Source organism: Kitasatospora sp. NPDC086791 (assembly GCF_040685975.1).
Taxonomy (GTDB): domain Bacteria; phylum Actinomycetota; class Actinomycetes; order Streptomycetales; family Streptomycetaceae; genus Kitasatospora.
Map to the genome: position 1 here is coordinate 70,731 of NZ_JBFBOC010000024.1, position 21,054 is coordinate 91,784.

A 21,054-nucleotide genomic window follows, 5' to 3' on the forward strand; every position below is an offset into this window, starting at 1 on the left:
GGGGGCTCTTTCCGGCGGGGTCGGCTCCTGCCGGCAGGAGCCGCCCGGCCCCGGTCAGAAGGCGGAGTTGGCGAACCAGTGGGCCAGCAGCTCCTCGTCGCCGGAGACCTCGACGCCGGCGGCGGTGCGGTCGAGCCGCCCGTAGAGCAGCAACAGCAGGTCGGCCGCGCCGGCCCGGACGGTGGCGTCGGCGGTGGCCTCCGCGCCGTCCGGGTCGAGGCCGAAGCCGTCGGGGCGCAGGCGCACCAGCCAGGTGTCCTCGCCGTCGGTGCGGCCGAAGCGGATGGTCCGGTCCGGGCCGCGCAGTGCGGCCGTCCCGGGCGCGAAGAACGCGGCGAAGGGCAGGTTGGTCAGGAACTCGGCCACGCCGTCGGCCGCCAGGGCCGGGTCGACGGCCGGCGTGAGGCCGAGCGCGAGTTCCGCGTCGACGCGGTGGACCAGGGTCTCGAACAGCATCCGGCGCACCCAGAACCGGGCGTGCTGGTCGGCGCCCCAGGCCCACATGGGCGCGTCGAGGTCGGTGAACGCGGCGGCGGCCGACTCGGCCGACTCGGCCAGCCAGGCCGGGTAGTCCTCCGGCCGCTCGGGCAGCCGCAGCTCGACGTCGCGGCTGCGCGGCGGCTCCTGGATCCGCTGACCGAGCAGCACGGTGAACCAGCGCTGCACGCTGCCGGCGTGCCGGAGGAGGTCGGCGAGCGTCCAGCCCGGGCAGGTGGGCACCGGGAGCGACGGGTCGGCCTGCCGCACGATGCTGACGAAGCGGGCGGTCTCGGCGGCGACGGCGGTGCCGTGGTCGTGCGGGGTCATCAACGTGCTCTCCGGGGATGCGGGCCTGGCGGCGCCTCGGGACGGCTGCGGCTGCTGCGCCCGATGGTTCATCGCATGAAACAACGGTGGCGACGCTAGGCCTGAAAGGTTGACCCTGTCAAGCATCGGGCGCGGTGAGCGCCGCCAGCAGCTCCGGGCCCGACCACCGGCGCGCGGCACCCGGACCGGCCCGCTCGGCCTCGCGGACCAGCGCCGCCAGGCGGGCGTTGGCCGGCGCCGCCAGGCCGTGCCGGGTGGCGAGCGCGATCACCTCGCCCTGGAGCGCGTCGATCTCGGTCGGCCGGCCGCGCTCCAGGTCCTCCCACATGGACGAGCGGGCCCGGGCGTCGATCCGCAGGGCGGCGGCGGCCACCCGGCGGAAGAGCGCGTCGGGCAGCCCGAGCACCCGGGGCGTCCAGCGCGGTGGCACCGGGCCGAGCCGGGCGGGCGCGATGCCCGCCGCCCGGAACGCGGCCAGCGCCTCCCGCTGGCAGCGGGCCAGGCAGGCGCGGTACGCCCGGGTGCCCAGCTCCTCGCGCAGCGGCAGCCCGGACAGCGCGTTCACCGCGTTGTTCAGGTTCATCAGCAGCTTCGCGGCCTGCACGGCGGGCATGTCCGGGTGCAGCGCCAGGGCGAGCCCGCCGGCCCGGGCCGCCGCCGCGAACCGGTCGGCCGCCGAGGCCTCCTCGACCAGCAGCGCGCCGGCGCTGCCCTGGTGGACGGCGGCCGGACCGCTGCGCACGACGTTGTACGGGACCATCCCGGCGAGCACCCGGTGGCCCGGCAGCTCGGCGCGCAGCCGCTCCGGGTTGTGCAGGCCGTTCTGGAAGCTGATCACGACCGCGTCGGGCGCCAGCCGTCCGGCCAGTTCGCGCCCGGCCGCCCGGGTGTCGGCGGACTTGACGGTCACCAGCACGTAGTCCGCCGAGGCGGCGGCGGCCGCGCCGGTGGCGACGGTCAGCCCGCGCACCTCCCGCCGGGCGTCGCCGGGGCCGGTCAGGGTCAGCCCGTCCCGTGCGACGGCGGCCATCGCCGCCGGCCGGCCGATCAGCGTGACGTCCGCCGCGGCGGCCAGCATGCCCCCGAGGTGGCAGCCGATGCTGCCGGCGCCGAAGACGGCGATCCGCGGTTCCTGGTGCACGGCTGGCGTCCTTCCGGCGGTCCGGTGGGGTGCGGGCGGGTGGGGTGCGGCGGGCGGGTGCGGGCGACGGGTGCGGCGGGCGGACGCGGGCCGGGTCAGCCGACCAGGTCGGGGTCGGTCGCGCCGATCTGCTCGAAGAGCGGCTGCGCCTGGAACCAGCCGGCCAGGCCGCTGCCGACCTGACCCCGGGTGAGCAGCGCCGTCTCCCGGTCGATGTGCTTCGGGGTGCCGGCCGCCATGGCGAGCAGCTGGGCCTGGCAGGAGCGCTCCATCGTGACGAACCACCAGACCGCCTCGGCGACCGACCCGCCCACCGTCAGCAGCCCGTGGTTCTGCAGGATCACCGCCTTGTGCGCGCCGAGGGCGGCCGCGATCCGCTTGCCCTCGTCGACCTCGTTCACCACGCCCCGGTAGTCGCTGTACAGCCCGTGGTCCTCGAAGAACGCGCAGGCGTCCTGGGTGAGCGGGTCGAGCGGGATGCCGAGGCTGGAGAAGGCCTTCCCGTGCAGTGAGTGCGCGTGGGCGGCCGCGATCGCGTCCGGGCGGGCCGCGTGCACCTGGGAGTGGATCACGAACGCGGCCCGGTTCACCGGCCGGTTGCCGTGCAGCAGGGTGCCCTCGTGGTCGACCAGGATCAGGTCCGAGGCCTTGATCATGCTGAACGGCATCCCGAACGGGTTCACCCAGAAGCGGTCGGGGTGCTCCGGGTCGCGCACGGTGATGTGCCCGGCGACCCCCTCGGAGAACCCGAACCGGCCGAACAGCCGGAAGCCGGCGGCGAGTTGTTCCTTGCGGTACCGGCGTTCGGCGGCCACCGAGTCGAAGCTCGGCGGCAGCGGCAGGGTGACTCCGGCGGGCAGCGGTCCGACGGCGGCGGCGAGCGAGGCGGGCAGCGGGGTGCCCGCGCCGGGAGGCGGTGGGGTGCTCATGGCCCCAGAAGATACAGTCGTGTATCCGATACGACAATGGATCCGGTACGCGTACGGATCCGGAACCGGGATGCCACCGATGCCCAAGGGTGAGACCAAGCGACGACCGCGCACCCGTGCGGCCCTGCTCCAGGCCGCGCTGGAGACCTTCGCCGAGCACGGGTTCCGCGCCGCCACCATCGAGCAGATCTGCGAGCGGGCCGGCTACACCCGGGGCGCGTTCTACTCCAACTTCAGCAGCAAGGAGGAGCTGTTCCTCGCGCTGTTCGACGCGCACAGCGACCGGATCCTCGGGCGGATGACCGACCTGGTCGACTCGATCGCCGCCGAGGACCTCACTCTGCCGGCGCTGGTCGAGGTCCTCTGCGAGATCGAACCGGCCGAACGCGACTGGTACCTGGTCACCACCGAGTTCACCCTGCACGCCATCCGTGACCCGCAGGCCGCCTGGGTGCTCGCCCGCCACGACGCCCGGCTGCGCGCCGAGCTCGCCCGCGCGCTCACCGACCACCTGGCCCGGGCCGGCCGCACCCTCACCGCGGATCCCGACGAGGTCGCCCGGCTGCTGATCGCGATCCGTGAGGGCGGGCTGGCCCAGAGCTACGTCGAGCCCGAGCAGTTGCCGCCGGGCCGGCTCGAACGGCGCTTCCTGGCGCCGTTGTTGACGGCGCTCACCACGGAGTCCGGCCCGGCCTGAGGCGGTGAGGCCGTGACGTCCTGAGGCCGTGGCGTCCTGGCGCGGTGACGGCCGGCCGGTCTCCCGGTCGGTTTCCGGGAAACCGGTGGGAAAACCGGTGGGAAAACCTGTGCGAGCCCCGGGCTGGGGTCAACTCCGGTCCGGGGCTTGCCCGTTCCCGTGGGTGAAGGCGATCCGGGCCGGGTCGCGGCGTCAATCTTGGCAGGATCCTGACACCACCTCAGGTTACCCTGGGGTAATTCCCTGCTGTCGCCCGGGTGAACGTCCCGGGCCGCCCTCCTGAAGGACCCGTCCGTGCTCGATCACCAGTCCCGCCGCTCCGGTCGCCGTCTCGCCGGTCCGGCCCTGGCCCTCGCCACCGCCCTCTGCGCCCTGCCCGTCGCCCCCGCGTTCGCCGACCAGGCCCCCGCGCCGGCCGCCGCCCCGGCCGCGCGGACCGACGCCACCCCGTACCTGGACGCGGTGGAACAGGCGCTGCGTCAGGTGTCCCCCGGCCTGGAGGGCACGGTCTGGCAGCGCACCGCGGGCAACCGGCTCGACGCGCCCGCCGACGACCCGGGCGGCTGGCTGCTGCAGACCCCCGGCTGCTGGGGCGACCCCTCCTGCACCGAGCGCACCGGCACCCGGCAACTGCTCGACCGGATGCGCGAGAACATCGCGCAGGCCACCCGGACCGTCGACATCTCGACCCTCGCGCCGTTCCCGGACGGCGCGTTCCAGGACGCCATCGTGGCAGGCCTCAAGGCCTCGGTGGCCGCCGGGAACACGCCGCACGTGCGGGTCCTGGCCGGAGCCGCGCCGCTGTACAACATCACCGCGCTCCCGTCGAAGTACCGGGACGACCTGGTGGCCAAGCTCGGCGACGCCGCCGGCCGGGTCACCCTGGAGGTCGCCTCGATGACCACCGCCAAGACCGCGTTCTCCTGGAACCACTCCAAGCTGCTGGTCGTCGACGGGCGGAGCGTCATCACCGGCGGGATCAACAACTGGAAGAACGACTACCTCGACACCACCCACCCGGTCACCGACGTCGACCTCGCGCTGACCGGCCCGGCCGCCGCCTCCGCCGGCGCCTACCTGGACACCCTGTGGGACTGGACCTGCCGCAACACCGGGGTGTTCTCGGCCGCCTGGTTCGCCTCCACCAACGGCGCCACCTGCACCCCCGACCTGGAGAAGCGCCAGAACCCGCCGGCCGACCGGGTGCCCGCCACCGGCGGCCTGCCGGTGATCGCCGTCGGCGGCCTGGGCGTCGGGATCCGCGGCAAGGACGCCGCCTCCGGCTACCGCCCGGGCCCGGTGCCCACCCCCGCCGACCTCGCCTGCGGCCCGATCGGCCTGCACGACAACACCAACGCCGACCGCGACTACGCGACCGTCAACCCGGAGGAGTCCGCCCTGCGCGCGCTGATCGCGGGCGCCGGCAGCCGGATCGACATCTCCCAGCAGGACGTGACCGGCACCTGCCCGCCGCTGCCCCGCTACGACGTGCGGCTCTTCGACCTGCTCGCGGCCAAGATGGCCGAGGGCGTGAAGGTCCGCATCGTGGTCAGCGACCCGGGCAACCGGGGCACGGTCGGCAGCGGCGGCTACTCGCAGATCAAGTCCCTGAACGAGATCAGCGACACCCTCGTCGCCCGCCTCACCGCCCGCCTCGGCGACCCGGCGCAGGCCGAGGCGACGATGTGCCGCAACCTCCAGCTCGCCCCGTTCCGCGCCGCCGCCACCCCGACCTGGGCCGACGGCCACCCCTACGCGCTGCACCACAAGCTGGTCTCGGTCGACGGATCCGCCTTCTTCATCGGCTCCAAGAACCTGTACCCGGCCTGGCTGCAGGACTTCGGCTACGTCGTCGAGGACCGCACCGCCGCCGCCCAGCTCGACCAGCGGCTGCTCGCCCCGCAGTGGCAGTACTCGCAGGCCGCCGCGACCGTCGACTACAGCCGCGGCCTCTGCGAGGGCTGACGCCCCGGCGCCGCCGGCAGCACCGGCACCGCACCGCCCGGCCGCGCGGCAGTCCACTGCGCCGCGGCCGGGCGGTGCGCCGCTCCGGTGTGACCCGGCCGCTCCGGTGTGACCCCGGGGTCACACCGGAACCGCGTCGGAGCGGCGGCGGTCAGCGCAGCCCGGCGAAGAGGTCGTTCTCGGGCACGGCCGCGCCGGTGGTGTCCCGGACCCGGACGAAGGTCTCCACGCCCCACAGGTCGTTGAACCGCTCCTTGCCCATCCGCAGGAAGAAGATGTTCTCGCCCTGGCTGGCGTGCGCGGCCAGGGCGTCGAACTTCTGGTCCCCGAACGCGGTGGTGTCCACCCAGGTGGTGACCTCCTCGTCGGGGAGACCGATCGCGGGCATCTCGGCGGCCTCCGCCGGGTCCGGCTCCTCCCAGTCCGAGCCGAACTCGCGCATGACCTCGACGAACCGCCGCATCATCGAGTGCGGAGCCGTCGTCCAGTAGACCTTGGGCGCCAGCTCGGTCAGCTCGAGCGCCGCCATCGTGATGCGGTGCGCCTGGATGTGGTCGGGGTGGCCGTAGAACCCGTTCTGGTCGTAGGTGACGACCACATCGGGCCGGTACCGGCGCATCAGCTCGGCGAGGCGGGCGGCCGCGTCCTCGACCGGGGTCCGCCAGAACGAACCGGGGGCCTCGTTGGTCGGCCAGCCCATCATCCCGGAGTCGGCGAACTCCAGCAGCTCCAGGTGACTGACCTTCAGCACCTCGCAGCTGGCCTCCAGTTCCCGCCGGCGCATCGCCGCGACGGCCGCCGGATCGTGCCCGGGGTCGCCCGGCTTGACACCCCCCGGGCCGTCCCCGCAACCGCCGTCCGTGCACGTGACGAGGACGGTGCGGATGCCCTCCGCCGCGTACCGCGCGAGGACGCCCCCCGTTCCGCTGGCCTCGTCGTCGGGGTGGGCGTGCACCGCCATCATCGTCAACGGCCGGTCAACCATGAAAACCATCCTCCGGTCAGTGAGTGCTCGGTTCGAGTCTGCGCCACGGCAGTGGGCGACCGCCCCGCATTATCGGGGCGACCGGTGACAGCCGGGTGGAATTCCCCGGGGGCGGGCCTCCCCGCCGTCGCAGCACCCCGTGGTACCGCGGTACTACGGGCGCGCCGATGATCGGCCCCCGGTACCACGGATCCGGCCGCTCCCGCCCCTAGCGTGGGAGGCGAGGGCGGCCGGGACGGACCGGCCCCGGAGCACAGGGATGACCGATGATCGAGGCGCACCAGCTGACGAAGCGCTACGGCGAGAAGACCGCCGTGGACCGGCTGGACTTCACGGTCCGGCCGGGAACGGTGACGGGCTTCCTCGGGCCCAACGGCGCGGGCAAGTCCACCACCATGCGGATGATCGTCGGACTCGACGCCCCCACCAGCGGCACGGTGCGGGTCAACGGCCGCCGCTACGCCGAGCACGCGGCCCCGCTGCAGGAGGTCGGCGCGCTGCTGGAGGCCAAGTCGATCCACCCCGGACGCTCCGCCTTCAACCACCTGATGGCCCAGGCCCACACCCACGGCATCCCGCGCCGCCGGGTCGAGGAGGTCATCGAGCTGACCGGGCTGCAGTCGGTCGCCCGCAAGCGTGCCGGGGCGTTCTCGCTCGGCATGGGCCAGCGGCTCGGCATCGCCTCGGCCCTGCTGGGCGACCCGGCCACCGTGATGCTGGACGAGCCCGTCAACGGCCTCGACCCCGAGGGCGTGCTGTGGATCCGCAACCTCCTCACCGCGCTCGCCGCCGAGGGCCGCACCGTCTTCGTCTCCTCCCACCTGATGAGCGAGATGGCCCTGGTCGCCGACCACCTGATCATCGTCGGACGGGGCCGGCTGCTGGCCGACACCACCGTCCAGGAACTGGTCCGCCAGGCCGGCGGCGACGCGGTCAAGGTCGCCAGCGCCGACCCGGCCGCGCTGCGCTCCGCGCTCGCCGGACCGGGCGTGGAGGTCACCGGCCTGGCCGGCTCGGAGGAACTCCTCGTCACCGGCCGCACGGCCCGCGAGATCGGCCTCGCCGCCGCCGAGCGCGGCATCGCGCTCTTCGAGCTCACCCCCCGGACGGTCTCCCTGGAGGAGGCGTTCATGGAGCTGACCCGCGACGCCGTCGAGTACCACGGCACCACCGGTGCCACCGCCGCTGCCGGCACCGCCGGCACCGAGAACCCGAGGAGCGCGGCATGAGCACCGTCGCACCGAGCCCGACGCCGTCCGCGCCCGCCGGCGTGCGGCCCGCCCGTCCCGAGTACAAGGTCACGGCGCCGCGGGTGCTGCGCTCCGAGTGGGCCAAGCTGTGGTCGCTGCGCTCCACCTGGATCACCCTCGGCCTGTCGCTGCTCTTCCTGGTCGCCTTCGGCCTGATCGCCGCGTTCCAGTTCAAGTCGCGGATCAGCGAGGGCCGGCCGATGGACCGGGACTTCGCCCAGGCGAGCGCGCTGCGGCTGTCGCTGTTCGGCACCAACTTCGCCCAGCTCAGCCTGGGCGTCCTCGGCGTGCTGGTGGCCGCCGGCGAGTACTCGACCGGCATGATCCGCTCCACGCTGGCCGCCGTGCCGCGCCGCCTGCCGGTGCTGTGGTCCAAGGCCGCCGTGTACGGGGTGATCGCGCTGCTCCTCGGCACCGCCGGGGTGTTCGCGACCTTCCTCGCCGACAGCCGCATCGTCGCCGACACCCGGGCCGCGATGACCCTCTCCGACACCGGGGTCGTGCGCGGCCTGCTCGGGGCCGGGCTCTACCTCGCCCTGGTCGGCGTGATCGGCGTCGCGCTGGGCGCGCTGCTGCGCTCGGTGGCCGGCGGCATCGCCGTCCTGGTGGCCACGCTGATGCTGATCCCCGGCCTGACCGCGCTGCTGCCCAGCTCGTGGCAGGACCACATCAGCCCCTACCTGCCCAGCCACGCGGGCGAGGCGATGTTCGCCCTCCAGCACGACAGCACCACGCTGTCGCCGACGGCCGGGCTGCTCGTCTTCCTCGGCTGGACGGTGCTCGCCCTGGCGGGAGCGGCCGTGCGCCTGGCCCGCACCGACGCCTGAGACCGGCGGGACACCTGACACACTCGGAGTGCGGCGCCGGAGCGAACCGGCGCCGCACTCCACGTTCGTGACGCGTACAGGCCGACCAAGGAGGTGCCAGCGGTGAGCGAGTACGCCACCTCCACGGGCCCGTTCACCGGAGCCGAGGTGCTGTCCGGCCCGGTGTTCGCGCGCCTGGCCCGGATCGGCCAGCGGGTGCGGCAGGCGGACCGCGACCACCCCTGGGTGTTCGACACCGCGGTGGTCGCCGTCGTCGTCCTGCTGTTCTGTCTGCCGGACGTCCTGCCCGGGCACGGCGACGCCGGCCCGCGCGAGCACCGGATCGTCCTCACCCGGCTGCCGCTGCCCGCGACGCTGGCGCTGCAGGCGGGCCTGGTCCTCCCGCTGCTGTGGCGCCGCCGCCGGCCCACGGCGGCCTTCGTCGCGATCATGGCGGTGTTCGTCCTGCAGTGGTCGCTGAACGTCGGCCTGCGCGCCGACGTCGCCCTGCTGGTGGCGCTCTACAGCCTGGCCCTGCACGGCCGGCTGCGGCACCTGGCCTGGTCCTGCGCCGCCATGGTCGGCGCCGTCGCCGTGGTCGCCGCGGCCGTCTCCGGCGGCGGGCTGCCGGTCGGGGACGCGCTGTTCTTCCTGTTCAGCGCCGCGACGGCGGCCGTCGCCCTGGGCATCGCGGTCCGCATCCGGCGCGCCCAGCTCGCCGGACTGCGCGAACGCGCGGCCCGGCTGGAGATCGAACGCGACCAGCGCAGCCGCCTCGCCACCGCCACCGAGCGCGCCCGGGTGGCCCGCGAGATGCACGACATCATCGGCCACAACCTGTCCGTCATCGTCACCCTCGCCGACGGCGGCGCGTACGCGGCCCAGGCCGCCCCCGAACGCGGCCGCGAAGCCCTGCTGCTGATCGGCGACACCAGCCGCCAGGCGCTCGGCGAACTGCGGCGGATGCTCGGCGTCCTGCGGGACCAGGGCGAGGAGGCCGCCGAATTCACCCCCCAGCCGGGCATCGCCGACCTCGACGGGCTGTGCGCCCGGATCCGCGCCGCCGGGCCGCAGGTGGTGTACACCGCCGCCGGCGACCTCGACCGGCTCGACCGCGGCATGCAGCTGATGGCCTACCGGATCGTCCAGGAATCGCTCACCAACGCCCTCAAGCACGCCGGCCCCGACACCCGGGCCCACGTCACCCTGACCGCCGGCACCGACCGGCTGCGGGTCCGCGTCCAGGACAGCGGCCCGCCCCCCGGCGTCCGCACACCCGCGCACCCCGGCGGCGAGGGCCACGGCCTCACGGGCATCCGCGAACGCGCGGCCCTGTACGGGGGCGCCGTCACGGCGGGACCCGGACCCGGTGCAGGATGGACCGTGGAGGCCGTACTCGACCTCACCCCCGACCCGACAGGCGGCCCGACGTGACCACCGTCCTCATCGTGGACGACCAGCCGCTCCAGCGCTACGGCTTCCGGATGCTGCTGGAGAGCCAGCCCGACACCGAGGTCGTCGGCGAGGCCGCCCACGGCACCGAGGCCGTCCGGCTCACCGCCGACCTGCGGCCCGACGTCGTCCTGATGGACATCCGGATGCCCGGCATGGACGGCATCGAGGCGACCCGCCGGATCGTCGCCGGCGGCGGCCGCTCCCGGATCCTGGTGCTGACCACCTTCGACCTCGACGAGTACGCGCACGCCGCGCTGCGCGCCGGGGCCAGCGGGTTCCTGCTCAAGGACGCCCGGCCGGAGGAACTGCTCTCCGGGATCCGCTCCGTCGCCGAGGGCGACGCGGTGGTCGCCCCCGCCATCACCCGGCGCCTCCTCGACGCCTACGCCCACCGCCTCCCGGTCCGCCCGCCGGGCGCGGCACCCGCCGCCGACCCCCGGCTGGAGGCCCTCACCGACCGCGAACGCGAGATCCTGCTCGCCATCGCCCAGGGCTGGACCAACGGGGAGATCGCCCAGCGCCTGGTGCTGGCGGAGTCGACCGTCAAGACGCACGTCAGCCGGGTGCTGGGGAAGATCGGCGCCCGGGACCGGGTGCAGGCGGTGATCTTCGCCTACGACCGGGGCCTGACCCGCCCGCAGCCGCCGGTCTGAGCGCTCCCGGGCCGTCCGGGTCCCGGGCCGCCCGGGTCATGCGCTGTTCGGCTCCGGTGGGCCCGGCCGCCGCGCGTCCGCGGGCGGCCCGGTCCGCTGGAGCGGGCGCAGGACCACGGCTCCGACGGCGAGCCACCAGGCGGCCAGGAGCCAGCCGCCGAGGACGTCCAGCGGCCAGTGCACCCCGAGGTAGATCCGGCTGAGGCCGACCGCGACCGTGAACACGGCCGCGCCCGCGACCGCCTTCCGGGCCGCCGCCGGATGGGCGCGGGCGACCGCCAGGGCGAGCAGACCGGCGCTGAGCGCCGAGGTGAAGGAGTGGCCGGAGGGGAAGGAGAACCCGGACGCGTCCGTCGCCCAGTTCGGCTGCGGCGGCCGGGGCCGTCCGCAGGCGTACATCACGCCCTGCCGCACCAGCTGGCCGGCGATCAGCCACAGCACCGGGGCGGCCAGCTGCAGGGCGGCGCGGCGCGGAGGCCGTGGCGCCGGTGCGGCCCGCAGGGTGACGGCCCCGGCGGCCAGGGCGAGGAGGTAGGGCACCACGGCGCCGCCGAGCCAGGTGACCGCGACGGCCGCACTCCGGGCGGGGTACGGCCGGTGGGCGACGCTCCAGTCGTTCGCGGCCCGCTCGAAGGGGAACGGCGCCCAGCCGCGGCCGGCCAGCAGCACGGCCGGCGCCGTGAAGAGCAGCGCCGCGAGGGTGGCGACGAGCGGCCACGGCCCGCCGAGCGGGCGGGCGTTCCCGGGTGATCGGTCCATCGGGCACTGCGCCTTTCCTCGAGGACGGGAGCGGGCCGGAGCCGCCGACCGGGCGGGCGGCGGGCCCGGAGCCCATGCTCGCGGCCCGCGCCGCCCGGTGCCGCCCAGCCACGCCCGTCATCCCGCCGTTCCGCCTTCCCGTGATCCCGCTGTCCCGCCGTTCCGCGGTCCCGGTGAGCAGCCGGTCGACGCAGGACACATTGTGTCCTATGGTGAATCACGTGTCCTCGCGAGGCGCTTCCGACAGTCCCGTCGGAGCAGGCCGCCGCTGTGCGCGCTGCCCGCTGCGGTGGGTCTCCGCCCTGCCGCCGGCCGTCTCGCGGGGCCGCCACCCCCGGTACCTGAAGGAGAACCACGGCATGGCCGAAACGTTCGAGGCGGGCAAGTCCGAGCTGGTGGACCTCGCCCACCGCCGGATGCAGTCCGCGATCCCCGACAGCGGCTGGACGGTGCGCCAGAAGCTCGCGCTGACCTGCCGCATCCTGTTCGACGCCGGGCACGACTCCGGCCTGGCCGGGCAGATCACCGCGCGCGCCGAGCGCCCCGGCACCTACTACACCCAGCGCCTGGGCCTCGGCTTCGACGAGATCACCGAGTCCAACCTGCTGCTGGTGGACGAGGACCTCAACGTCCTGGAGGGCGACGGGATGGCCAACCCGGCCAACCGCTTCCACAGTTGGGTCTACCGCGCCCGACCCGACGTCAACTGCGTCATCCACACCCACCCGCTGCACATCTCCGCGCTGTCGATGCTGGAGACCCCGCTGGTCGTCTCGCACATGGACATCTGCCCGCTGTACGACGACTGCGCGTTCCTGGAGAAGTGGCCCGGCATCCCGGTCGGCAACGAGGAGGGCGAGATCATCGCGGCCGCGCTCGGCGACAAGCGGGCACTCCTGCTGGCGCACCACGGCCAGCTGGTCGCCACCGGGACCATCGAGGAGGCCTGCACCCTGGCCCTGCTCTTCGAACGGGCCGCCCGGCTCCAGCTGCTGGCGAGCGCCGCCGGCAGGATCCAGGAGATCCCCGAGCTGCTGGCGCAGGAGGCGCACGACTGGATCTCCACCCCCAAGCGCGGCCAGGCGAACTTCGCCTACTACGCCCGCCGCGCCCTGCGGTCCGGGCACGGCGACGCCGTGGACCGCGCACCCGACCTGCAGGGCCCGACCACCTCCGTACCCACCCCGGCTCCCACCTCCGCCCGGAAGGACTCCTGAGATGCCCGCGACCGTCCTCGAAGGGATCATCGCCTACCCGGTGACCCCGTTCTCCCGCACCGACGGCAGCCTCGACCTCGGCCGGCTCGCCGAACTGATCGACCGGCTGGTCGTCTCCGGCGTCCACGCGATCGCCCCGCTGGGCTCCACCGGCGAGAGCGCCTACCTCGACGACCGGGAGTGGTTCGACGCCACCGAGGCCTCGGTCGCCGCCGTCGACGGCCGGGTGCCGACCGTGGTCGGCATCGCCGACCTGACCACCCGCAGCGCCGTCCGCCGGGCCCGGTACGCCGAACACGTCGGCGCCGACGTGGTGATGGTGCTGCCGCTGTCCTACTGGAAGCTGGACGAGCGGGAGATCACCCGGCACTACCAGGAGATCGCCGGCGCGATCGGCATCCCGCTGATGGTCTACAACAACCCGGCCACCGCCGGGATCGACCTCCCGCCGGAGCTGCTGCACCGGCTGGTCGACCAGGTGGAGAACATCACCATGGTCAAGGAGAGCAGCGGCGACGTCCAGCGGATGCACCGGCTCGCCCAACTCTCCGACGGCGCACTGCCGTTCTACAACGGTTCCAACCCGCTGGCGCTGGAGGCGTTCGCGGCCGGCGCGGTCGGCTGGTGCACGGCGGCGCCCTGCGTGATCCCGGAGCTCACCCTGGAGCTGTACCGGGCGGTGCGCGCGGGCGACCTGGACGCGGCCCGGGCGGTGTTCTACCGGCAGCTGCCGGTGCTGCAGTTCCTGCTCGGCGGCGGCCTGCCGACCACCGTCAAGGCGGGCCTGACGCTGCGCGGCCTGGACGTCGGCGAGCCCCGGCACCCGCTGCTGCCGCTGGACGAGGCGCGGACGAAGCGGCTGGCCGGGCTGCTGACCGAGGCGGACGCCGACCGCTGACCCGGCCCCCGACCCCTGACCCGGCCCGGCGCGTGGGTCAGGGCAGGGTGGGGACGCGGTCCGAGGGGCCGGCCGGGTCGTCGTGGATGACCACGAGGATCTCGGCCGGCTCCGCCCCCGTGCTGCGGCAGCGGTGCGGCAGCGCCGCGTTGAAGTACACGCTGTCCCCGGGGCCGAGCCGGACGGTCCGCTCGGGGAACTCCAGCTCCGCGCTGCCCGCGTGGACGAAGAGGAACTCCTCGCCCGCGTGCGACTTGTACGCCGAGCCGGTCGCGTCGGTCGGCGGGTACATCACGAACGGCACCATCCGCTTGCCGGCGAGGCCGGTCGCGATGCCCTCGTAGTGCGGGGCGCCGGGGCCGGTCCCGCCGGCGATCGCGGTGCGCTCGTCGGCCCGCACGACGGTGACGAGCTCGGGCTCCACCTCGTCCGAGAAGAGCCGGCCGACGTCGACGTTGAGGGCGTGGGCCAGCTTGAGCGCGGTCGAGATCGACGGGTCGCTGAGGCCGCGCTCGACCTTGGAGAGGTAGCTCTTGGTGACGCCGACCTGCTCGGCGAGCGCCTCCAGGCTGAGCCGGTTCTGCTTCCGCAGCACCCGCAGTCTGCCGCTCATGCGTCACCCCTCACCCGCGGAATCGTCCGGTCCATTATCCCATCGCGGATCCGCGGGCCGTCCGGGTGGTCCGGTCCGAGTGGTCCCGGCCCGGCGGTCCGGCCCCGGGCGCCGACCCCGTTCGGTCCGGCGCGGTCAGAAGCCGATCGCGAGTGCCGTGCTGACGGCGATCAGGAACAGCCAGCCGAGCGCCGGGACGCCGAGGGTGATGACGAGGGGCCACTGGGCGGCGAAGAGGACGAAACCGCCGATGAAGGAGGACAGGGTGATCGGGACGGCGGCCAGCGGCGGCACCGCCCGGCCGCCCCCGCGCGGCCAGGCCAGCCCGTACACGGTCACGGCCGACCCCGCGCCGATCAGCAGGGAGAGCTTGAGGGAGGTCCGGAAGGGGATGTCGCGCGGCGCGGCGCGGTGCCCGTGCCAGGACACCTCGACGGCCCGGCCGTTCCAGACCTTCAGGTCCACGTCGGTGCCGATCCCGGCCTCGTCGTAGAAGGCCTGGCCGACGTTGAAGGTGTGGGCGGGCCCGGTCTCCCGGGCCACGGTCAGCAGGTAGCTGTTGGAGTCGCCGCCGCTGTCGATGTTCCGCGCGGTCACCTTGCCGGTCTCGCGGCGCACGCAGGGCGTGCCGGGCGCGGCGGCCGGCGTTCCGCACACCGGCGCGGTGCGGTAGGCGTCCACCGAGCGGAAGGTGTCCAGGAACCAGCCGAAGCCGACGACGACGGCGGCCAGGCCCACCACCACGAGCAGACACCGGGCCAGTGCGCGGGTGACCGCTCCGGAGGCCCTCGGCCGGCCGGGCGGTCTCGCGTCCTCGATCCGCGCGTTCATCGCAACCCCCTCGATCGCGTTCCGGGCACCTCCCCGATGCCCAGCAGGGATGATTCCAGTGGAGCGGCCCGTGGCGGGAGTGGCCCGAGTTCCTTGTGACGGAGTTGTGCATTTCCGGCCCGGTCGGGCGGCGGGAGTGTCAGCCGGTCCGGGCGGCGGCCGTGCTCCCGGCGGTGACGGCCAGCCAGGCGAGGGCGGGGACGGCCAGGGTGACGGCCAGGGGCAGCTGCGCCGACACCAGGAAGAGCGTGCCGCAGGGGGACAGCAGGACGATGACGGCGGCCATGCCGACGGGAGCCGCCGCCGTGCCGGGATGCGCCCGGGTCAGGCCGTAGGCGGTGAGGGCGGATCCCAGGCCGACCAGGAGGGCGATCTCGACGGAGGTCCGCCAGGGGGTGATCAGCTTCTCGTTGCGATGTCCGTGGTGGGAGATCTCGGTCACCCGGCCCCGGAAGACCGTCAGGTCCACGTCCGTGCCGATCTCCACGTCGTCGTAGAGGGCCTTGCCGACCATGTAGTCCTCCCCGGCCGCCGTCTCCCGGGCCACGGTCAGCCAGTAGGAGTCGGAATCGCCGCCGTCCACGTGACCCGCCGTCACCTTGCCGGTCTCGTGCCGGACGCAGTCCGTGCCGGGCGTCGCCGCCACCGTGCCGCACATCGGAGCGTGACGGTGGGCGCCCACCACGTGGTACGTGTCGACGTACCGGTCGAAGCCGAGGACGGTGACGGTCAGCCCCGCCAGGAGGAGCAGGCCCCGCGTCAGCACGTGCAGGACCGTTCCGACGGCCCGGCGGAGGCCGCCGGGCGGCCGCGCGTCCCTGATCCGAGCGTTCATCGCCATCCCCGTCGATCGCGGCCGGGGCGCCTCCCCGGTGTTCGGTTGCCCGAAGGCAAGGATTCCAGGGAGGTGGCCCGGGCCGGGGGCAACTCGACCTTCTCGTAACGCAGTTGTGGCACAGCGACCGGGCGGGGAGCGGAAGCGTCAGTCGGCCGTGACGAGGATCGCCGTGATGACGGCGGTCGCGAGCAGCCAGCCGAGCAGCGGGAGGCCGAGGGCGAGGGCCAGGGGGGCCTGGAACGACAGGATGAGAAGAGCGCCGAAGCAGGCGAGGAGGGCGACCCAGAAGGCGCAGTGGAGGACGGTCCGCAGGACCTTGCGGCGCGGCCGGGCCACGCCGCGTGCGATCAGGGCCGAGCCCGCGGCGACCAGGAGGGCCACCTCGAGAGAGGTCAGCCACGGCATGATCAGGTTCTCGGCGCGGTGCCCGTGGTAGGAGACCGCGGCCACCCGGCCCCGGAAGACCGTCAGGTCCACGTCCGTGCCGACCTCCACGTCGTCGAAGAACGCCCGGCCCACGGTGTACCGGTCGGTGGACGCCGACTCGCGCGAGATCCTCAGCTCGTAGGAGTCCTCACCGAGGTCCCGCCGTGCCGTCACCTTGCCGGTCTCGTGCCGTACGCAGTCCGTGCCCGGCGTGGCGGCCGCCGTGCCGCAGGCCGGGGCGCCGTGGTGGGCGACCGTCCGGTGGTGGGCGTCGACGAACCAGGTGAAGCCGAGGGCGGTGACGGCCAGCCCTGCCAGGACGAGCACTCCCCGTGCCAGGACCAGGCCGGCCGCTCCGGTGTTCACGCGGGATCCGTCCGGTGCCCCCGGGTCCCTCATCCATGTCTCCACGGCAACCCCCACGATCGCGCCCCGGGGCACCGCGCCGGTGCCCAGCGGGGATGATGCCAGGGGGGCGGTCGGCGGGGGGAGCGGCCGGACCTCCTTGTGACGGAGTTGTGAACTCCGGTCGGGCCGCCGGGCCGCGCCGTCAACGATCCGAGGTGCCGTCAGTCGGACGAGGGAGTCGGTGGCCAGGTGTCTGCCGCCAGGACCCCGGTGGCGTAGGCGCGGGCGACCAGGGCGGTGCGGTTGGGCACCCGCCAGCGCCGGGAGAGCCGGGCGAGGTGGTAGTTGACGCCGTCCGGGGTGATCCCGATCTCCCGGGCGATCTGCGCGGTGGTGGCACCCCGGGCCGCCGCGGCGAGGATCCGGGCCTCGACCGGGCTGACCTCGGCGCGCGGACCCGGCGACGGCACCTCCCGGGTGGCTTCGACGGCGCGCAGCGAGAGCAGCAGGTTCGGGGTCTGCTCCGGGGTGTCGCTGACCAGGTCGACGGTCATCTCGCCGTGCCGTTCGCGGCCGTCGACCGGCGTCCAGGAGACCCGGGCCGGGTACTGCGAGCGGCGGTGCATCCGGACCGCCTCGGCGAGCGCCTGCAGGGTGTCGCTGTCCCGCAGGGTGAAGAACTCCAGGATCTTCCGGTCGCGCAACTGCCCCGGCAGCAGCCCGAACTCGGCCGCCATCGCGCGGTTGACGATCAGGGTCCGGCCGCCGAACTCGACCACCGCGATCGGCAGCGGCACGTGGTCCAGCAGGCGCAGTGCCCGGTTGCGCCAGATCACCGCCGCGTCCTGCCGGCTCCCCGGCGCCGGGCCGCAGCCCTCGGTCGGTCGCATGTCCGCCCCTCCTCCTCGTGGTACCCGCTTGCTGTGAGGCAGTGCTGACGGTTCGTCGGCAAGTCCACGGATGCCCCGGGTACTACACAATCATGTAGTGATCACGGTCGGCCGGTCCTTCCGTTGGGCGCAGAGTGGGGGGAACCGAACTTTTCCGCTGCGGGAGGGACCCACCATGACCGACACCGCCACCGAACCGAGGACCGGAGCCGAGCCGAGGGTCGAAGTCGAGCCGAGCGCCGGAGCCAGGACCGGGACCGGGGGAGGGGCCCCGGCCGTCCCCCTGGTGGACATCTCCTCGGCGCCGCCGGTCACCGCCCCGATGCTGCGGACCATGGAACTGGCCAGAGCGCACGGCCCGGCCTTCGTCCAGCGGCTGCACGGCCGGGACACCCTGGTGGTCAGCGGCCTGGAACTGGTCGAGGAACTGGCCGACGAGACCCGGTTCACCAAGTCGATCGGCCCGGGCCTGGAGAACGTCCGCCGGTTCACCGGCGACGGCCTGTTCACCGCGTACAACGAGGAGCCCAACTGGGCCCGGGCGCACGACATCCTGATGCCCGCCTTCGCGCTCGGCTCGATGCGTACCTACCACCCGGTGATGCTGCGGGTGGCCCGCCGGCTGGTCGACTCCTGGGACCGCCGGGAGAGCGCCGGGCTGCCGGTGGACGTGCCCGGCGACATGACCCGGATGACCCTGGACACCATCGGGCTGGCCGGCTTCGGCTTCGACTTCGGCTCCTTCGAGCGGGACGAGCCGCACCCGTTCGTGGAGGCGATGGTGCGCTGCCTGGAGTGGGCGATGACCAGCTTCACCCGGGACCCGGAGCTGGACCACACCGAGCGCGACGCCGCCTTCCGCACCGACGCCGACTACCTGGCCGCCCTGGTGGACGAGGTGATCGCCGCCCGCGCGGGGGCGGCCGAGCAGGGCCCGGACGAGGACCTGCTCGGCCTGATGCTCGGTGCGGTGCGTCCCTGTGACGGCACCCGGCTGGACGCCGAGAACATCCGCAACCAGGTGATCACCTTCCTGATCGCCGGCCACGAGACCACCTCGGGCGCGCTCTCCTTCGCCATGTACTACCTGGTCAAGCACCCGGCCGTGCTGCGCGAGGTGCGGCGGGAGGTGGACGCGCTCTGGGGTGACCAGGCCGACCCGGAGCCCTCGTACGAGGACGTCGGACGGCTGCGCTACACCCGGCAGGTGCTCAACGAGGCGCTGCGGCTATGGCCGACCGCGCCCGCCTTCAGCCGCGAGGCGCGCCAGGACACCCTGCTCGGCGGGCGGATCCCGCTGCGCGCCGGGGAGACGGTCTTCGTGTCGACGCCGATGCTGCACCGCGACCCCTCGTGGGGCGACAACCCGGAGCTGTTCGACCCCTCGCGGTTCGACGCCGAGCCCGAGGCGGCCCGTTCCCCGCACGCGTTCAAGCCCTTCGGCACCGGTGAACGCGCCTGCATCGGACGGCAGTTCGCGCTGCACGAGGCCAGCATGCTGCTCGGCATGCTGGTCCACCGCTACCGGCTGATCGACCACGCCGACTACCGGCTGAGCATCAAGCAGACGCTCACCATCAAGCCGGACGGGTTCACCCTCGGCCTCGCCCGGCGCACGCCCGCCGCCGCGTCCGCCGCGTCCGCCGAGACCGGGTCCGCCGAGACCGGGTCCGTCGAGACCGGGTCCGTCGCGTCCGGGTCCGTCGAGCCGCCGACCGGTGCCGCGGTGCGGGCCGACGCCGCCGCCACCGTCGGGCGCCCCGGCCGGGTCCGCCAGGGCACCGGCCTGCTGCTCCTGCACGGTTCCAACTACGGCGCCTGCCGCGAGTTCACCCGGCAACTCGCCGAGGCCGCCGCCGACCTCGGCTGCGACACCGCCGTCGCCCCGCTGGACGCGTACGCGGACGGGCTGCCCACCGACCGTCCGGTGGTGATCACGGCCGCCTCCTACCACGGACAGCCGACGGACGACGCGGCCGAGTTCGTCCGCCGCCTCCTGAAGGACGACGGTGGGGACGGCCCGGCGGCCGGCGTCGAGTACGCGGTGCTCGGCATCGGCGACCGCACCTACGCCGCCACCTACCAGCGCGTCCCCGCCCTGATCGACGACCGGCTCGCCGCCCTCGGCGGCACCCGGCTGCTCGCCCGCGCCGAGGCCGACGCCTCCGGCGACCTCTCCGGCACCGTACGGCGGTTCACCGAAGCGCTGCGCGCCGTCCTGCTGGCGCGGTACGGGGACGCCGAGGCCCCCGCCGCGCCGCCGCGCCCGGAGGCCGCGTACACGGTGACCGAGGTGGCCGGCGGCCCGCTGGCCGCGCTGGCCGCCCGGCACGGGATGGCCGAGCTGACCGTCACGGCCGTCGACAGCCTGACCGCCCCCGGCTACCCCCGGGTGAAGCGGCTGGTCCGCCTCGCCCTGCCCGAGGGCGTCGGCTACCGGACCGCCGACCACCTCACGGTGCTCCCGGCCAACGACCCGGCCCTGGTCGAGCGCGCGGCCGCGCTGTTCGGCGCCGATCCGGGGACCGTGCTGAACATCGTGGCCCACCGGCGCACCGGCCCGGCCGTCGACCGCCCGCTCACGGTGCGCGAACTGCTCACCCACCACGTCGAGTTGCAGGACCGGCCGACCGCCGGGCAGCGCGCCGCGCTGGCCGCGCTCAACCCCTGCCCGCCCGAGCGGGCCGCGCTGCGGGCACTGCCCGAGGACGACCCGCGCACTCTGCTGGACCTGATCGAGGACCACCCGGCGCTGCGGGGGAGCCTGGGCTGGCCGGAGCTGCTGGAGCTGCTGCCGCCGATCCGGCCCCGGCACTACTCGATCTCCTCCTCGCCCGACCGGGACGCGACCGAGGTGGACCTGATGGTCTCCGTGCTCAGCGCCCCCGCCCGCTCCGGACGGGGCACCTTCCGGGGCACCGGCTCCGGCCACCTCGCCCGGCTCGCCGTGGGCGACACCGTGCTGGCCCGGGTGCGGCCCTGCCGGGGCGCGTTCCGGATCGGGCACCGGACCCCGGTGATCATGATCGCGGCCGGCACCGGCCTGGCACCGTTCCGCGGAGCCGTCGCCGACCGTCGCGCGCTGCTCCGGCGCGGGGTCGAACTCGCCCCCGCGCTGCTCTACTTCGGCTGCGACGCCGCCGAGTCGGACTACCTGCACCGGGAGGAGCTGGCGGCGGCCGAGCGGGCGGGCGCGGTCTCCATGCGGCCCGCGTTCAGCGAGCGGCCGCAGGACGGGCGGCGCTTCGTGCAGGACCGCCTCGCGGCGGAGGCGGCCGAGGTCTGGGCGCTGCTGGAGGCGGGCGCCGAGGTCTACGTGTGCGGCGACGGCGGGCGGATGGCCCCGGGCGTCCGGGCGGCGTTCCGGGAGCTGTACCGGGAGCGGACGCCGGGGGTCGACGAGCAGCGGGCGCAGGCCTGGCTGCAGGCGCTGATCGAGGCCGGGCGGTACGTCGAGGACGTGTACGCGGGCTGAGCGCCCCTCCCGACACGGCCGTGGGGGCCCGGCGCGGGGGGGCGGGCGGCCGCCCGCCAGGCGCGCGGGCC

At 74.6% G+C, this 21,054-nt stretch carries 19 protein-coding genes; 9 read left to right on the forward strand and 10 right to left on the reverse strand.

The genetic code is table 11. The features are described from left to right. Positions 1-54: 54 nt before the first annotated feature. From AB0Q99_RS25985 to AB0Q99_RS25995, 3 genes are all read right to left on the reverse strand, one after another. Positions 55-807: a maleylpyruvate isomerase family mycothiol-dependent enzyme gene (locus AB0Q99_RS25985; protein WP_363575653.1), complete on the reverse strand. Its 753-nt coding sequence runs from the start codon at positions 805-807 to the stop codon at positions 55-57. Between the two features lie 118 nt (positions 808-925). Further along, positions 926-1,948, reverse strand: coding sequence for a 2-dehydropantoate 2-reductase (locus AB0Q99_RS25990; RefSeq protein WP_363575655.1), 1,023 nt, complete (start codon positions 1,946-1,948; stop codon positions 926-928). Positions 1,949-2,043: 95 nt separating this feature from the next. After that, on the reverse strand, positions 2,044-2,877 hold the full coding sequence (locus AB0Q99_RS25995; RefSeq protein WP_363575657.1) for a class II aldolase/adducin family protein: 834 nt from the start codon (positions 2,875-2,877) through the stop codon (positions 2,044-2,046). A gap of 79 nt (positions 2,878-2,956) precedes the next feature. Between AB0Q99_RS25995 and AB0Q99_RS26000 the strand changes: the two genes are divergently transcribed. Then, the gene (locus tag AB0Q99_RS26000; RefSeq protein ID WP_363575658.1) at positions 2,957-3,574 is read left to right on the forward strand and encodes a TetR/AcrR family transcriptional regulator; all 618 of its coding nucleotides are present in this window, start codon (positions 2,957-2,959) and stop codon (positions 3,572-3,574) included. A gap of 294 nt (positions 3,575-3,868) precedes the next feature. Further along, positions 3,869-5,539 (forward strand): phospholipase D-like domain-containing protein, encoded by a 1,671-nt coding sequence (locus AB0Q99_RS26005; RefSeq protein ID WP_363575660.1) that lies wholly within the window; start codon positions 3,869-3,871, stop codon positions 5,537-5,539. 151 nt (positions 5,540-5,690) lie between these two features. Here AB0Q99_RS26005 and AB0Q99_RS26010 read toward each other — a convergent pair whose 3' ends face one another. Next, positions 5,691-6,524, reverse strand: a complete 834-nt coding sequence (locus AB0Q99_RS26010) for a PIG-L family deacetylase (RefSeq protein ID WP_363575662.1) — start codon at positions 6,522-6,524, stop codon at positions 5,691-5,693. Between the two features lie 266 nt (positions 6,525-6,790). Between AB0Q99_RS26010 and AB0Q99_RS26015 the strand changes: the two genes are divergently transcribed. The 4 genes from AB0Q99_RS26015 (at position 6,791) to AB0Q99_RS26030 (ending at position 10,688) form a co-directional block, all read left to right on the forward strand. Continuing rightward, the gene (locus AB0Q99_RS26015; protein WP_363575664.1) at positions 6,791-7,753 is read left to right on the forward strand and encodes an ATP-binding cassette domain-containing protein; all 963 of its coding nucleotides are present in this window, start codon (positions 6,791-6,793) and stop codon (positions 7,751-7,753) included. Continuing rightward, positions 7,750-8,601 (forward strand): ABC transporter permease, encoded by an 852-nt coding sequence (locus AB0Q99_RS26020; protein ID WP_363575666.1) that lies wholly within the window; start codon positions 7,750-7,752, stop codon positions 8,599-8,601. The genes AB0Q99_RS26015 and AB0Q99_RS26020 overlap by 4 nt, the downstream gene beginning before the upstream one ends. Before the next feature lie 102 nt (positions 8,602-8,703). Further along, complete coding sequence (locus AB0Q99_RS26025; protein WP_363575668.1) at positions 8,704-10,014, forward strand: sensor histidine kinase; 1,311 nt, start codon at positions 8,704-8,706, stop codon at positions 10,012-10,014. Beyond that, positions 10,011-10,688 (forward strand): response regulator transcription factor, encoded by a 678-nt coding sequence (locus AB0Q99_RS26030; RefSeq protein WP_363575670.1) that lies wholly within the window; start codon positions 10,011-10,013, stop codon positions 10,686-10,688. The genes AB0Q99_RS26025 and AB0Q99_RS26030 overlap by 4 nt, the downstream gene beginning before the upstream one ends. A 36-nt stretch (positions 10,689-10,724) precedes the next feature. Here the strand turns inward: AB0Q99_RS26030 and AB0Q99_RS26035 are convergent, their stop codons facing one another. Further along, positions 10,725-11,447 (reverse strand): phosphatase PAP2 family protein, encoded by a 723-nt coding sequence (locus AB0Q99_RS26035; RefSeq protein WP_363575671.1) that lies wholly within the window; start codon positions 11,445-11,447, stop codon positions 10,725-10,727. A gap of 359 nt (positions 11,448-11,806) precedes the next feature. On the opposite strand from AB0Q99_RS26035, the gene AB0Q99_RS26040 reads away from it, so the two are divergent. Together AB0Q99_RS26040 and AB0Q99_RS26045 are read left to right on the forward strand one after the other, a co-directional pair. Next, positions 11,807-12,664: an aldolase gene (locus AB0Q99_RS26040; protein ID WP_363575673.1), complete on the forward strand. Its 858-nt coding sequence runs from the start codon at positions 11,807-11,809 to the stop codon at positions 12,662-12,664. A gap of 1 nt (position 12,665) precedes the next feature. Then, positions 12,666-13,562 (forward strand): dihydrodipicolinate synthase family protein, encoded by an 897-nt coding sequence (locus tag AB0Q99_RS26045; protein WP_363575675.1) that lies wholly within the window; start codon positions 12,666-12,668, stop codon positions 13,560-13,562. A gap of 37 nt (positions 13,563-13,599) precedes the next feature. Here the strand turns inward: AB0Q99_RS26045 and AB0Q99_RS26050 are convergent, their stop codons facing one another. The 5 genes from AB0Q99_RS26050 to AB0Q99_RS26070 all read right to left on the reverse strand — a co-directional run bounded on the left by AB0Q99_RS26050 (position 13,600) and on the right by AB0Q99_RS26070 (position 17,508). Then, on the reverse strand, positions 13,600-14,175 hold the full coding sequence (locus AB0Q99_RS26050; protein WP_363575676.1) for an XRE family transcriptional regulator: 576 nt from the start codon (positions 14,173-14,175) through the stop codon (positions 13,600-13,602). Positions 14,176-14,310: 135 nt separating this feature from the next. Next, entirely contained in the window at positions 14,311-15,006 is a 696-nt protein-coding gene (locus tag AB0Q99_RS26055) for a hypothetical protein (protein ID WP_363575678.1), read from the reverse strand. Between the two features lie 139 nt (positions 15,007-15,145). Beyond that, positions 15,146-15,841 carry a hypothetical protein gene (locus AB0Q99_RS26060; protein ID WP_363575679.1) on the reverse strand — a complete coding sequence of 232 codons (696 nt, stop codon included), beginning with the start codon at positions 15,839-15,841 and terminating at the stop codon, positions 15,146-15,148. A gap of 147 nt (positions 15,842-15,988) precedes the next feature. Continuing rightward, complete coding sequence (locus tag AB0Q99_RS26065) at positions 15,989-16,636, reverse strand: hypothetical protein (protein WP_363575681.1); 648 nt, start codon at positions 16,634-16,636, stop codon at positions 15,989-15,991. Between the two features lie 203 nt (positions 16,637-16,839). After that, positions 16,840-17,508: a LuxR C-terminal-related transcriptional regulator gene (locus AB0Q99_RS26070; RefSeq protein ID WP_363575682.1), complete on the reverse strand. Its 669-nt coding sequence runs from the start codon at positions 17,506-17,508 to the stop codon at positions 16,840-16,842. A 175-nt stretch (positions 17,509-17,683) separates the two neighbouring features. On the opposite strand from AB0Q99_RS26070, the gene AB0Q99_RS26075 reads away from it, so the two are divergent. After that, a complete protein-coding gene (locus tag AB0Q99_RS26075; protein WP_363575684.1) occupies positions 17,684-20,983 on the forward strand; it encodes a cytochrome P450 in 3,300 nt (1,099 codons plus the stop codon). Positions 20,984-21,054: the final 71 nt, after the last annotated feature.

Excerpts from the sequence above, each read along its gene's own strand:
- AB0Q99_RS26060 (WP_363575679.1), bottom strand. The coding sequence starts at position 15,841 with ATGAACGCTCGGATCAGGGACGCGCGGCCGCCCGGCGGCCTCCGCCGG.
- AB0Q99_RS26075 (WP_363575684.1), top strand. The coding sequence starts at position 17,684 with ATGACCGACACCGCCACCGAACCGAGGACCGGAGCCGAGCCGAGGGTC.
- AB0Q99_RS26045 (WP_363575675.1), top strand. The coding sequence starts at position 12,666 with ATGCCCGCGACCGTCCTCGAAGGGATCATCGCCTACCCGGTGACCCCG.
- AB0Q99_RS26010 (WP_363575662.1), bottom strand. The coding sequence starts at position 6,524 with ATGGTTGACCGGCCGTTGACGATGATGGCGGTGCACGCCCACCCCGAC.
- AB0Q99_RS26040 (WP_363575673.1), top strand. The coding sequence starts at position 11,807 with ATGGCCGAAACGTTCGAGGCGGGCAAGTCCGAGCTGGTGGACCTCGCC.
- AB0Q99_RS26015 (WP_363575664.1), top strand. The coding sequence starts at position 6,791 with ATGATCGAGGCGCACCAGCTGACGAAGCGCTACGGCGAGAAGACCGCC.
- AB0Q99_RS25995 (WP_363575657.1), bottom strand. The coding sequence starts at position 2,877 with ATGAGCACCCCACCGCCTCCCGGCGCGGGCACCCCGCTGCCCGCCTCG.
- AB0Q99_RS25985 (WP_363575653.1), bottom strand. The coding sequence starts at position 807 with ATGACCCCGCACGACCACGGCACCGCCGTCGCCGCCGAGACCGCCCGC.
- AB0Q99_RS26000 (WP_363575658.1), top strand. The coding sequence starts at position 2,957 with ATGCCCAAGGGTGAGACCAAGCGACGACCGCGCACCCGTGCGGCCCTG.
- AB0Q99_RS26055 (WP_363575678.1), bottom strand. The coding sequence starts at position 15,006 with ATGAACGCGCGGATCGAGGACGCGAGACCGCCCGGCCGGCCGAGGGCC.
- AB0Q99_RS26035 (WP_363575671.1), bottom strand. The coding sequence starts at position 11,447 with ATGGACCGATCACCCGGGAACGCCCGCCCGCTCGGCGGGCCGTGGCCG.
- AB0Q99_RS26020 (WP_363575666.1), top strand. The coding sequence starts at position 7,750 with ATGAGCACCGTCGCACCGAGCCCGACGCCGTCCGCGCCCGCCGGCGTG.
- AB0Q99_RS26070 (WP_363575682.1), bottom strand. The coding sequence starts at position 17,508 with ATGCGACCGACCGAGGGCTGCGGCCCGGCGCCGGGGAGCCGGCAGGAC.
- AB0Q99_RS26050 (WP_363575676.1), bottom strand. The coding sequence starts at position 14,175 with ATGAGCGGCAGACTGCGGGTGCTGCGGAAGCAGAACCGGCTCAGCCTG.